Source organism: Knoellia sinensis KCTC 19936 (assembly GCF_000768705.1).
GTDB lineage: Bacteria > Actinomycetota > Actinomycetes > Actinomycetales > Dermatophilaceae > Knoellia > Knoellia sinensis.
In genome coordinates, this window is sequence record NZ_AVPJ01000017.1 from 1 (window position 1) to 13266 (window position 13266).

9 protein-coding genes, 1 pseudogene and 1 riboswitch are annotated in these 13266 nt (G+C 67.7%); of the genes and pseudogenes, 1 reads left to right on the plus strand and 9 read right to left on the minus strand.

The window, feature by feature from the left end:
* Positions 1–28 precede the first annotated feature (28 nt).
* Complete coding sequence (locus N802_RS16295; protein ID WP_211254446.1) at positions 29–730, minus strand: AAA family ATPase; 702 nt, start codon at positions 728–730, stop codon at positions 29–31.
* Between the two features lie 197 nt (positions 731–927).
* Here N802_RS16295 and N802_RS16300 point away from each other — a divergent pair, with 197 nt between their 5' ends.
* Entirely contained in the window at positions 928–1119 is a 192-nt protein-coding gene (locus tag N802_RS16300; protein ID WP_035918326.1) for an excisionase family DNA-binding protein, read from the plus strand.
* A gap of 269 nt (positions 1120–1388) precedes the next feature.
* Here the strand turns inward: N802_RS16300 and N802_RS16305 are convergent, their stop codons facing one another.
* From N802_RS16305 to N802_RS16340, 8 genes and pseudogenes are all read right to left on the minus strand, one after another.
* On the minus strand, positions 1389–4565 hold the full coding sequence (locus N802_RS16305) for an efflux RND transporter permease subunit (protein ID WP_084072292.1): 3177 nt from the start codon (positions 4563–4565) through the stop codon (positions 1389–1391).
* A gap of 12 nt (positions 4566–4577) precedes the next feature.
* Entirely contained in the window at positions 4578–5000 is a 423-nt protein-coding gene (locus N802_RS16310; RefSeq protein ID WP_156971472.1) for an efflux RND transporter periplasmic adaptor subunit, read from the minus strand.
* Positions 4993–8090: pseudogene (locus N802_RS20935) on the minus strand (efflux RND transporter permease subunit). The gene N802_RS16310 and the pseudogene N802_RS20935 overlap by 8 nt, the downstream one beginning before the upstream one ends.
* Before the next feature lie 168 nt (positions 8091–8258).
* A complete protein-coding gene (locus tag N802_RS16320; protein ID WP_035918330.1) occupies positions 8259–8843 on the minus strand; it encodes a DsbA family oxidoreductase in 585 nt (194 codons plus the stop codon).
* A gap of 98 nt (positions 8844–8941) precedes the next feature.
* Positions 8942–9754, minus strand: a complete 813-nt coding sequence (locus N802_RS21025; protein WP_035918332.1) for a C40 family peptidase — start codon at positions 9752–9754, stop codon at positions 8942–8944.
* A 4-nt stretch (positions 9755–9758) separates the two neighbouring features.
* A riboswitch (cyclic di-AMP (ydaO/yuaA leader) is annotated at positions 9759–9920 on the minus strand.
* A 207-nt stretch (positions 9921–10127) separates the two neighbouring features.
* The gene (locus N802_RS20945) at positions 10128–11021 is read right to left on the minus strand and encodes a VldE C-terminal domain-containing protein (protein WP_052110072.1); all 894 of its coding nucleotides are present in this window, start codon (positions 11019–11021) and stop codon (positions 10128–10130) included.
* A 176-nt stretch (positions 11022–11197) separates the two neighbouring features.
* The gene (locus N802_RS16335) at positions 11198–11905 is read right to left on the minus strand and encodes an iron-dependent transcriptional repressor DtxR (RefSeq protein ID WP_035918334.1); all 708 of its coding nucleotides are present in this window, start codon (positions 11903–11905) and stop codon (positions 11198–11200) included.
* Positions 11906–11920: 15 nt separating this feature from the next.
* Positions 11921–13177 (minus strand): MFS transporter, encoded by a 1257-nt coding sequence (locus tag N802_RS16340; protein WP_052110073.1) that lies wholly within the window; start codon positions 13175–13177, stop codon positions 11921–11923.
* Positions 13178–13266 lie beyond the last annotated feature (89 nt).

A 13266-nucleotide genomic window follows, 5' to 3' on the forward strand; every position in this document is an offset into this window, starting at 1 on the left:
ACCGAGCCTCCACGAAACTCGGGGCGATTCAGAGCGTCCCCGTGGTGAACGCCAGTTCGTCTTTGGTCAACTCCACCGGGAGCGCCTTCGATAGTTGGCTAGCCAACGATGCGCGCAGCCGTTTGAGGGTCTTCGACTTACCGAGCTGCGCTTCAACTGCGTCGAACAACTTCTTGAAGTCGTCTCTCTCGGTTCCTAGGTCGACAAGCTGCAGGATGTCGTCGAGTGGCGTGCGGCGCCCGTCACGAATGTCGCGGTTAACGGCCGTCGCACTCAGCAGGTTCCAGCCAAATGCCTCTACCTGGCGGACTGACAATTGACGTTGAATGCCCGACTTGGGGGCTCGGCGGTCGACGCTGAGGGTCTTGTTCGTGTCGAAGGACGCCTCGAGGGAAATCGTCAGAGTGAGTTCACCGGTTGCGGTGTCGACGGTCAGTTCGTCGGGGAAGAGCGCCTTATCCGTCGCATTGAAACCCCGTAGGTCAGCCTCGATGAGCATGGGCTTGTCTGGGTCTGCGAGGTCCTCGAACTGGATGCGGTTGTAGAGCTGACCGGTTGAGGCACCCAGGAGGAGATCGATGCAGCGGAGCACGCTGGACTTCCCAACGTCATTCGGACCAACCAGAATCAGGTGCTTGCGCACCTCGAGCTCAGTCGGAGCGAGACGGCTGTGATTCTTGATTGCGAGTCGCGTGAGTCGCATGGATCCCCCGAGAATGATTGAGCCCATGTGCGATCGCCTTGGGCGCGATCACGCTAGCGGTCTTCCATGATCTGGCTCGGGACATTCAGAGATCCCTGCTCATGTTGCGCGGCGACGGAAACGACCATCGGCATGGTCGATTGATGGTGGCCATGTGAAAGTCCGCCGGCCGGGCCTGTCCCTGGGGAGCCGCGGCTGCGCATTGGGAGTCACAGGAGGCCACCATGACTCAGACCAGTCGTCGCCAGTACGAGTCGCTCGCGGACGCCGCCGAGCGCACCGGACTCAGCATCCGAACCCTTCGGCGTCGGATCGCGATGGGCGAGCTCACCGCCTATCGCGCCGGCCCGCGGGTCATCCGGCTCGATCCCGAGGACGTCGACCGCCTCATGGTCCAGGTCCCGAACTTCCGCTGAGCTGCCAGCGAAGGAGTGCCCGAGCTCCGCGGTGCCGCACCGCATCGTGAGACGCTGATCTCATCCCCGGACCCCACTCCAGGCCGGTTTGGGACACGAAACGACACGGCTGGCCTGCGGATATGGCACATATCTGGCACGCCGAGCTGAGTCGTCGATCCAGAGTCAGCGTTTCCGCAGGTCAGAGCCATTTTTCGAACAGTTTTCGGTGTCCCTCCTAAAGAAGGTGTCGCAGGTTCGAATCCTGCCGAGGGCACCATCTGTCCACGTCAGGTCTGGGCAGGCGAGGCCGCGGGCTGAGTCACCGAAGGCTGGTCGACTGCCGCAGGCTCATCCGGCACAGGACCCGGCTTCCGGGATTTGCCGAACCTCAGGTACAGCGACGGCACCACGAACAGGTTGAGCAGCGTCGAGGTGATGAGACCGCCCAGGATGACGAGCGCCATCGGGTACTCGATCTCGTGGCCGGGCACGTCGCCCATGACGACGAGCGGAACGAGGGCGAGCGCCGTCGCCAACGTCGTCATGAGGATGGGAGCCAGACGCTCCCGGGCGGCCCTGATGACGAGTTCGGGGCCGAAACTCATGCCCTCGACCTCTTCGAGGTGCTGGCAGTGGCTGATCATGAGAATGCCGTTGCGAGCGGCGATCCCGAGCACGGTGAAGAGGCCCACGAAGGAGCCGATCGTCATCGTGCCGCTGGTCAACCACGCTGCAAGAACCCCGCCGACGAGCGCCATCGGCAGCGTGAGCAAGCTCAGGAGGGCGAGCCTCCACCGTCGGAACGACCCGTAGAGGAGGACGAGGATCGCCAGGAACGCCACGCCGCTGAGTAGCCGGAGCCGCTGGGACGCCGCAGCACGCTCCGTGTCCTCGCCGGTCACCTCGACGCGGTAGCCCACGGGCAGTTCGACGTTGTTGGCGGCTTCTTTGACGTCCGCTGCGACGTCTGCGAGCGGTCGGCCCTCGACGTTGGCCCCGACATCGAGCCTGCGGGAGCCGTCGATGCGGCGGATCATGCTGGGCGTCGAACTCATCTCGACTGCGGCGATGTCCGCCAGCCGCACGGTGCCGCCCGAGGGCGTGTCGATGAGCATGTCGCGCACGTGATCGGGAGTCCGTCGCGACTCGGGGACGCTCCACACCATGACGTCATAGGCCTTGCCCACGCGGTACACGTCGGACATCTCCTCGGCGGAGAGGTAGACCGCCGCCTGACGACGGACGTCTCCGGGCTTGAGTCCGACGGCCTGCGCCTTGTCGAGGTCGACCTCCACGACGAGGTGTGGGATTCGGGTCTGGAGGTCCGTGTGCGGATCCTTGACACCGGGTATGCCGGCAATGGCGTCCTCGATCTCGTGCGCCTTCTCCTCGATGATGTCGAGGTCGTCCCCGTAGACCCGGACGACGACTGCTTCACCTGCGCCGGTGAGCACCTCGCGGATGCGCTCCTTGAGGTAGGTCTGGACGTCCCTCCGCAGGCCGGGGTACCCGTCGACCACGGTCTGAACGCGGTTCAGGGTCTGTTCGTAGTCCTCGTCGGGGTCGATGCTGATCCAGTTCTCGACGAAGTAGATCCCATAGACCTCGTCACCCATCATCGCCTGCCCGACGTGGGCGCCGAAGTTCCGAACGCCCGGCACTTCGCGCAGCTCGCGACTCGCAGCCCTCGTCACGTCCATGGTCTCGTCGTAGGACGCACTCGGCTCGAGGACCCAGTGCATGAGGAAGTCGCGTTCGCGGAACGTGGGCAGGAGGTCCTGACCCAGCCGCGGGACCACGGCGATCCCGCCGGCGACAAGGGCCGCCACAACGAGGTATGCGGCGAGCGGACGACGGACGGTGGGCCGCAGAACCTTCGTGTAGGCAGCCTGGGTCCACCGCACGATGGGCGGCGGCTTGGGGTCGAGCTTCGCGTTGCGAAGCAGGATCAGCGCCATGGCCGGCGTCGTCGTGATGGCGACGAGCATCGACGCCGCGACCGCCAAGGTGTACGAGAAGGCCAGTGGCTGGAAGAACGACCCCATGAGGCCGGTGAGGAAGAAGACGGGGATGGCCGCAGCGAGGATGATCAGGGTCGCGTAGACGATGGGGCTGCGCACTTCCAGGGATGCCTCGAGCACGATCGACGCGGTCGACCGGGTCCCACCGGCCGCACGGTGCTCACGCAGGCGCCGCACGATGTTCTCGACGTCGATGATCGCGTCGTCGACGACGACGCCGACGGCGATGACCAACCCCGCGAGGACCATGGTGTTCGTCGTCTCGCCTCGATGGTGGAGGACCAGGGCCGCGGCCACGAGCGACAGCGGGATCGCGACGAGCGAAATGACGGCTGTCCTCCACTGGAACAGGAAGAACATGAGCAACACCGCCACCAGCAGGACCCCCAGCGTGAGGGCCTGGGTGAGGTTCTCGATCGCCAACTCCACGAAGCTCGCCGGCCGGAAGATCGTGGTGTCGATCTCGAGGTCGCCGAGGGCGGGCTGCATCGTCGCAAGCGTCTCCTCGACCTGACGGGTGACGTCCAGGGTGTTGCCCCATGGGAGCTTCTCGACGATCAGCAGGAGCCCCTCGCCGTCGTTGATGACGGCGTCGCCGATGAGCAGCTGGTGACCCTTGACGACGTCAGCGACGTCGCCCATCAGCACCGTCCCGCTCGCTTGTCGCTTGATGACGATCCCTGAGATGGACTCGGCCGACTCGAGGGGCAACACATGCTGCACCGCCACCCGCTCGCCGGCTGCGTCGACGTACCCCCCGGTCCCGATCTTGGTGCCGGTCCGGTGCTTGAGCAGGCCCGCATCCGTGCCAGCGGATGCCGCGGTCATCACTTCCTCCTGGGTGACTCCCGCAGCCCGCATGCGCTCAGGGTCGATCTGGATCTGCCACTGGTTCTTGCGCATGCCCCACACGGCGACATTGGCGACGCCCGGGATCGACATGAGCTGCGGACGGATCTTGTATCGCACGATCGTTGCCTGCTCGATGAGGTCGATCTTGTCGGACTGCACCCCGATCTTGAGGACCCGGCTTGTCGCGGACAGCGGCTGAAGCACCACGGGAGGGGTCGCCCAACTCGGAAGCGTCGGCGTGATCGTCTGGATCCGCTCAGCGACAAGGCGTCGAGCCTCGATGATGTCCGTTCCCTTGGTGAAGATGAGTTCGATCGACGACTGCTGCGGGATCGACTTCGAGCGCAGCGTCTCCAGCCGCGGCATGCCGGTGAGTCCCTGTTCCATCGGCACCGTGATGAGTTCCTCGACCTCCTGGGCCGACAGCCCCAGCGCATCGGTCTGCACCTCGACCCGAGGCGGGGCGAACTCAGGGAAGACGTCGATCCTGGTGTCCCTCAGTTGTAGGCCCCCGACCACGAGCATGGCGATGGAGGCGGCGACAACGATGTAGCGGAAGCGGAGGCTCGCGGTGAGGATGTGACGCATCATGGCCCGGTACCCCTAGTGCCCGCCGCCGACGCCGGTCTCAGCGCCGTAGAGCTTGATCGCGGCGCGAGTGACGATCCGCGTCCCGCGTGGCGGCCCTGCTGACAGGTTGACGGCGTCGTCCTCGACTCTTGTGATGGTGACGGGGACGCGGATGAAGGTCCGCTCCTCCGGGTTCGAGTACACCCAGGGTTTGCCCGTCTTGTCATAGAGCACCGCGGAGTACGGAACTCTGGCGGGGTCCTCGACGACCACGGTGGTGAGTTCCAGTCGCCGGACCGCGTCCGCTGTGAGGGACAGGGTCTTCGGTGCCGAATCATCAGCGCCATCGACGATGGTCACTGCCGGAAGCGGCTCGTGTGGGGTCGCCTCGACCGCGGTGCAGCCGGTCGTCACTGCCGCGACCGCCAGGACCACCCACCACGTGGACCTACGCATGGCTGCCCGCTCCCACCGGCCCGTACAGGGAGGCATCGTCGAAGGCATAGTCCTCGACGGCTTCCTCGTGGCTGCCGTACCTGACGGCGAGCGCCGGGAACACGAGGACCGAGACCACGCCCATCGTGAGGGCGCCGGAGGCCACCACCACCGCCATGTCCCGGACCGACTCCAAGCCGGGCCTGGCCCCGAGGAGTGCGACACCGAGGCCAGCGAGGACCGTGATGACCGTCGCGGGAACCACCGAGCGGGGGGCGGCAGCGAGCGCGTCCACGGGTTCCACCGAGGGTGCGCGTGCGAGTCGGACCACGGACAGCGCGCTGTGCAACCCGAGCACCGCCACCGCCAGAAGTCCGATGATCGCTCCGACCGTGAGGCCCCCGAGCGCCCAGGCCGCCACGAACGCTCCGACCATGCCGAGCGGGATCGCCGCTGCGGCACCGATGGAGGTCCACCAGTTCCTTGTGGCGGCCTGCAGGAGCAACAGCACGCCAATGAGGGCCAGCACTCCGTAGAGCAGGACGAGGCGCTGGTTCCCGGCGGTATCGGCAGCCTCGGAGCGGACTTCCGCGTGGTATTCCGCCGGAAGCGTCATCTTGGCCAGATTGGCAGCCACGTCCTCGCGGGCGTCGCCGCTCGTCACGTCCGCGACGATGTTGATCCGACGCTGCACGGACTCCCGCTCGATGAGCGTGGGCTGCTGGGCCATGGAGATGGTGGCCACGTCACCGAGTGGGACCTGGGCGCCGCTCGGAGTGTCGATGGGAAGGGCGCTGACCTTCTCTGGGCTGTCCCGCAGCCCCTCGCCACTCCAGACCTGGACGTCGAAGACCTTCTGCTCCTCGAAGATCGCGCCCACCTCGAGGCCGCCGACGAGTGTGGCGGCCTGACGTCGGATGTCGCCCGGCGTCATGCCGAGGGCTTGCGCCTTGGCCATGTCGACCGTGATCTGGAGATTGTCCTCCGTCGGGATCTCCACGATCCTGGCTCCGGTGACGCCGTCCGTCTCGGACACGACCGTGAGCGCGTCCTCCGCGGCACTCTGCAGGGTCTCCGGCACCGGTCCGTACACGGACACCACCAGAGGACCTTCTGCCTCGGGGAGGATCGTCTCGACCCGGCCGTCCAAGTACGTCCCGATGGATGCCTCCAGGCCGCCGGCAGATCGAGCCGCATCCACAGCGTCTGCCGCGACCGCGTCCCGATCTGCCCGTCCTCGAGGGTGATCCAGAGCTCTCCCGTGTTCGACCCGACGATGCGCTCTCCTTGAACGGCGCGTCCCACGTGACCGCCCACGCCCGCCACTCCCTCCAGGGTGCGGACGGTTCCGGCGACCGTTCCGAGTGAGGTCGTCAGCGCCTGGGGCGATGTGCCGGCGGGGGCCTCGGCCTTCAGCACGAGGGTCGGCTCCTTGAAGGCGGGCCGAGTCTCGCGGTCGAGGGTCAGAGCCATCGATGCGGTCGCGGCCAGTCCCACGAGAACCACCGTGACGAGGGCGACCGCCGACGACGCCAGCCGTCCGGCCATCGTGGCGATGGGCGACCAGAGCCGCTGCGGCGCGCGGGTCTCGCCGGGGTCGCCGCCCCCGGCGATGAGCGCCGCCAATGCGGGCGCGACCAGGAGGGCCACGATCAACGAACCGGCTGTCGCGAGCAGGAATCCCGTCGCGGCCTCAGGAAGTGCGGCGCCCGATCGTCCCTCCAGCAGGAAAACCGGGAGAGCCAGCAGAGCGGCCGCTACCGACGTGTACATGGCGTTGGAACCCAGGCTTCCGTAGGCGCCGCCAACGCGCCGAAGCGGTGGCAGGTCGCGCGGCATCCGACCGATGGCGTCCACTGCCCCAGTGCCCTGGGCGATGGCGAGCACCGCACCTGCACCGAGTCCGGTCAGGGCGAGCAGGTTCATGGGCGCGTCACGCAGCCACAGCAGCAGCCACCCGGCCATCCATGCCAGTGCCACCGTCGCAGCCAGCGTCACGACTGGGCGCCAGGATCGGTACATGAGGACGGCACCGACCACGACGAGGAGGAGTGTCAGAGCAGCAGCCAGCAGCAGGTTGCGCCCCAGATCCGAGCCATAGTCGGCGGGCCGATAGAGAGACGAGTCCATCGTGACCCCGGGGAGACCCGCGGACAGGGTTGCCAGCGCCTGCTCGATCGAGGCACTGACCTCGGCCGTGCTCGTCCCCGGCTGCTTCTCGACGACAAGCACGAGACCGGACGTGTCGCCCACGATCCCGTCACCGATGATCGTGGGCGGAGCCTCGACGATCTGTGCGACATCGGCCAGCGTGACTCCTGCGCCTGTCGCACCCTCCACCGCGATGCGGCCCAGGGCCGCACTGTCGGTGATCGGCGAGACGTGCTGCACGTTGACCCGCTGCTGCGGAAGGTCGAGGAAGCCACCACGACCCGGAGTCGAGGCCTCGAGGAAGCTCAGGGGCGAGACCCACAACGAGTTCCCCGTCGTGGCGACGAGCTCGTCGAGGGTCACACCATGCTGCTTCATCCGCACGGGGTCCGCCTGCACCTGCAACTGTCGATCACGCATCCCCCAGACCGCGACGTTGGCCACTCCCTCGACACTCATGAGCTTGGGCCGAATCGTCCAGCGCGAGAGCACGGAGAGGTCGACGAGTGAGGACTGCTCGGACGACAAACCGATCATCATGACCCGGTTCGCCGCCGACGTCGGCTGCAGCATCACTGGGGCCTTGGAGGCGTTGGTGAGCAGGGCGCCCTGGGTGAGCCGCTCCTGCACCACCTGCCGCGCGCGGATGGGATCCGTCCCGTCCTCGAAGGTCATCACGATCGACGAGAGGCCCGGGATGGAGGTCGACGTCATCTGGTCGACCCAGGCCACCCCGCTGAGGAGATTGGACTCGAGGGGAACCGTGACAAGGTCCTCGACCTCCTGCGCCGAGAGTCCGAGCGCCTCGGACTGCACCTCGACCACGACCGGGGCGAACTCGGGCATGGCCTCAACAGGCGTGCCCCGAACCTGAACCACCCCAAACACGGCGAGCACGAGGGCAATCAGGACGACGAGCACCCGAGACTGAACCCCAACCCTGACAACGCGACCGATCATGACCCCTCCATAGGTCGAAACCGCGGCGGGCAGGTCAGAGCACACAGTTGTGCCCCGCCATCGTTCCGGAGCGTAGTGATCTGGATCACACGTGGTAATAGCACGTGAGTGCCCAGCCGATGGTTCAAACGGGGTGGCCCTCAGCGCAACGTCACCGTCGCGCCGAGGTCAGCCAGACGTCTGGGCCCGCGTGATGAGATCGAGGTAGTCGTCCGCCGTCGCCGGGCCGCCCAGACCCAGTTGCTGGTCGATGAGCACGAACGGAGTCTGGGTCACCTCCAGCCCCTCGGCCGTCGCCCTGTCTGCGTCGACGTCGGCTCGCCTCTCCTGCGACTCCAGGATGGCCGCGGCCCGGCCCTCGTCCAGACCGGCCTCGCCGGCGAGGCGTTGCAGAACCGTCGGCGACTCGATATCCGCCCCTTCGATGAACACCGCGGCATACAGCCGCTCGAGGACCGCACCCTGCAAAGCAGGACCGCCCAATGCCAGCCCTTGGGCCACGAGTCGGTGGGCGTCGGTGGTGTCATGGGCAGGTGGCGTGGCGACCGAGATGAGGATCCCCTCCACCCGGCCCTCCTCCGCAGCTCGCTCGAGCTCGTCTGCGGACGTCGGCGAACCGGGCAGGGCGCGATGGATCACCAGCACCTCTGACGGCCGCCCGGACTTCGCCACAGCTGCCTCGAGGCGGCGCTTCGCGACGTAGGACCACGGGTCGATCACGTCGCCCCAGAGTTCACAGTCGAGGGTGGCCATCACTCCACTGAACCACACGACCCTGAACCACACGACGACGAACGCCCCCCGGATCCGAAAGGTCCGGGGGGCGTTCGATCTGGCGTATGCCGTGTGGCTCAGTAGCGACGGAACTCCGTCGGCGTGCCGAACATGTTGCGCTCGCTGGACGACTTCCCGGGCTTGGGCGAGTCGATCATCATGTCGCCGCCGGTGAAGATCCCGACGTGCCACGCAGGGCTGCCGTAGAAGACCAGGTCACCCGGCTTGGGGGTGCTCACGCGGGTGCCCTGTCGCTGCTGCTGCGATGCGGTGCGGGGCAGGGAGATGCCGGCCTTGCCGTAGACGTACTGCGTGAAACCGGAGCAGTCGAAGCCGGCGGGGGTCTCGCCGCCATAGACATAGGCGATGCCGAGCAGGCCGCGAGCGATGTTGACGATCTGGCTCGACGACTGACGCACCGCGTTGTTGGTGCTCGGCTTGGGCGTGGTGGCCTTGGGGGCAGTCGACGTGCGCGAGGTGCTGCGGCTCGTGGACTGCGTCGACGTGGCGCGCTGACGTGCCTCGACGACGCGGCTCTCACGCGACTGCTCCGCGAGCACGGGGCGAGGCTTGGGCTTCGGCTTCGCCACAACCTTCACGCCGGTGACGCCGACAGCGACACCCTTGGCGGCGGGCGCCAGGGCCGGGGCGCTGATGGCGGGGGTGCCGGGCGCGGCGACCGGGGCCGCGTCGGTCGACACGGCCGGGGGTGCAGCCTCGGGGGTCGCGGACGCCGGAAGTGCGAAGGCTGCGACGAGGCCACCGGATGCTGCGAGCACCGCAGAGGCCTTGGCCCCGGTCACACCGGCGCGCGACGCAATCGTGGACAGTTCGGAGACAGGGTTGTGTCGTCCAGGCGCGCGGTGACGCCCATGAGTGGAGTGAGCCACGGTGTGAACCTCTCGATGCCTACGAGGTGAGCTGTCGGGTTCGGGCGAAAGGTTCTGCCCGGCCAGTCGGAACTGGCTTCACCCCAAGGGACGACCCGAGGGTCTGCCCAAAAGTGGGTCCCCCGCTCCTGCCAGCGGTGTGTGGTGCAGTCGGTGACGGTGGCAGGACTCGGCAATCCGTCGCGACAGTTCATCCCAGGGGGAGATGAACCTCGGCCACCGTACCCAATGCTCTGAGCAAAGTCACGTTTGGGTCACGGGCAATCGCGAACTCGTCCAGAAAGGCCCAACCAGTCCGCTTTGGGGCACGCGGCACAGGCGAAGGGCGGGAAGGCCATCGGCCTTCCCGCCCTTCAGCGGCGTGCGTTCGGTGTCACTCCACCGAGATGTGCACGTGGTCGTAGTGGTTCTGCGTCGCAGACCCACGGTCCTCCATCGCGCGCCAGCCGGAGGCGCCGGCGAGCCAGATGCGCTGCTTCCAGATGACGTAGGTGATGTTGAGTTCGCTCATGTTGTTGATGGCCCACTGGGCGACGGCGTCACCCTTGGAGCCGGACACCATGACGTCGACGGCACGGCCGGTGCCGTGGTCCCCGGCACCGGCGCGGTAGCCGCCGATGTTGGTGATGCCGAAGTTCGAGCGGACGCCCGAGCAGACCGTCGAGGCGTTGCTGCCGAGACCCTTGGACCGGCACCAGCTGTAGTAGGCGCCGGATCCGGTCCCGGACGGGACCGAGGTCTTCGGGGAGGTCGACGTCGACCGCTTGGTCGAGGTGGAGCTGGACTCGGACGACCTTGACTCCGACTCCGAGGACTCCGCGGCCGGCTTCTCCACCGGCTTCGGCTTGGGCTTGGGCTTGGGCTTGGCCACTGCGGTGACACCCTCGGTGCCGGCCTCGACCTTGACGCTCTCGGCCTCGGCGGGCGCCGTCAGGGCGGTCCGCTGCGCGATCGCGGTGCGACCGGTGCTGCGCGACGTCGAGACGTCAGAGGCAGCCTCGGCGCGGTCCCGGGCCATGAGGGCCGACGTCTGGCCGGACAGCTCGATGTCCGAGGGCGCGGCCTGCACGGGGATGGCCACGGCTGCGGCGACACTCGACGCGAGGCCGAGGCCGACGAGGCCCTTGACGGCCGTCGGTCGCGAGATCGACGAGATCGAGGCGACATCCGGCAGGCGACGGGTGCGGCCGTTCTCAGCAGCCAGTCGACGTGAAGCGCGGGTTTCGAATTCAGGGGTGTTGCTGGCAGGGGTTCCAGGGGAAGGCACGAAAAAAAACCTCTCGGTGGATCAGGGGTGTGCCCACCGTAGCCGGGCTACAGGGCGAAGTCACATTCCGGTAACAGCAAACTTTCTCGAGGCTGGCGTCGACCCGTGAAGCGTGGACGGGGCACCGTGCAGTGTTCCGTGCTCAGCCCCGCCGGTGGGCTTTGAGGGGCTTGGCGTCAAATGTGACTTGCGCCACGTGCCACGAAGACATGCGAGGCGATGTCGTCGGGCAGGGACACCCCCGACGCTTCGTCGGCCCCCGACAGAGCCGCGATGACGCGCTCCCCGTCACGCCGCACGACAGCGAGTTGGCCTGGCAGGAGGCCCGCTGCGGTGATGAGGGTCAATGCCTCGTGGTCGACCTGCGCCGGCTCCCCGATACGACGCACCGTCACCGTGACCGGCTCCTCGCCCGCGACCTCACTCAGCGTCGACAGGCCGGTCCGGAAGTCTTCGGCCAGGCCCTCCCCGAACTCCTCGAGCCCGGGGATGGGGTTGCCATAGGGCGACTCCGCGTGGTCGGCCAGCAAGGCGAGGATCTTGCGCTCGACGCGGTCCGACATCACGTGTTCCCACCGGCAGGCCTCGTCGTGGACGAACTCCCACTCGAGCCCGATGACGTCGACGAGGAGCCGTTCGGCGATGCGGTGCTTGCGCATGACCCGCGTCGCAAGGCGTCGACCCTCCTCGGAGAGCTCGAGGTGCCGGTCTCCGGCCACGGAGAGCAGGCCGTCACGCTCCATGCGAGCCACCGTCTGCGAGACGGTCGGCCCCGAATGGCCCAGGCGCTCGGCGATGCGAGCCCGAAGCGGAGTGATGCCCTCCTCCTCGAGCTCGAAGACGGTGCGGAGGTACATCTCCGTGGTGTCGATGAGGTCGGTCACGCGCCCAGTCTCTCATCACGCCCGGACGGGCTTCGCCGCTGCGCGGCGCGGATCGTATGCCGGGAGCCACCGTGCGAGCCATGGTGCGCCTCCCAGCACGAGGACTCCGAGGACCACGCAGGCGGGCCCGAGCCCGGCGAGGAGCGTCACGCCACTCACGAGGAGCGGCGCCCCGTTCTGCCCGATGAGCGAGAGGAACCGCCACACCGACAGGAACTGCGCCCGTCCCGCGACCGGCGCCGCGTCGGCGCCCAGCGTCTGGACGATCCCCGAACCCAGACCGTTGCCGATTCCCATGAGGGTGGACACGGCCGCCACGGCGGTGAACCCGTGGGTCAGTGGCAGCAGCACCATGCCTGCGCCGAGGATGACGAGGAAGGGCACGGCCACCCACACCCGGCCGAACCGGTCCATGATCGAACCCGCCGGATAGAAGAGGAGCACTTCGGCTCCGCCTGCGATGCCGAAGATCAGCGCGGTCTGGCTGTCCGTGATCCCGACCGACTCGGCCCACAGGGGCACGATGACGAACCGGCCCTGACGAGCGGCCCCAATGATGATGACGCCGACTCCGATCGTGAGCACGACCGCCCTGTGCCGACGGATGACGTCACGCAGTCCGACCCGCTCCGGGCCGCCCCTGCCCGAACCTCCGCTCCACCGGTGTCCCGCACCGGAGTTCGCCGGGTCGATTGCTGCCGTGTCCGCGTCCCGTAGTCCAACCCAGGCCCAGACCGCGGCGAGGAGACCCGCGACGACCGCCACGGCATACGCGGCCTGTGTTCCCCAGATGGCGATGATCGGTGCGGCGACGAATGGGCCGACGAACAGGCCGATGCGTTGGACCCCGCCCATCGTCGACATCGCCCGCGCCCGGATCCGGACGGGAGCACGGGCCGTGAGCCAGGACTGTCTGGCAAGCATGAAGACCGACCCCGTCATGCCCATGAGCCCGATGGCGATGCCGAGCGTGACGAGATTGGGCGCGACCACGGCGAGAGCCGCACCGACGGCGTCGACCAGCGCCGCGCCGGCCAGTGCACGGCGCTCCCCGATCCGCGCGACGAGCGAACCGGCGGGCAGTGACGACACGAACGCGGACATGCCCTCGATGAGGACGAAGGCCGCCGCAACGGCCACGCTCGCGCCCAGGTCCCTCGCGCTGAGGGCCACGACGGGTAGTGCCGCCCCCACCCCGACGGACCACACGGCGGTGGGTCCGAAGGCTGGCAGCGCGATGCTCCGCAACGAGAAGTCGTCGGTGCCTGTCACGCCGGCAACCCTGACACGTATGTTGATCGGAAGCGCGGACGGCCCAATTCGATCCGCCGTCAGCCCAACGCCACCCGGTTGGGGGATGC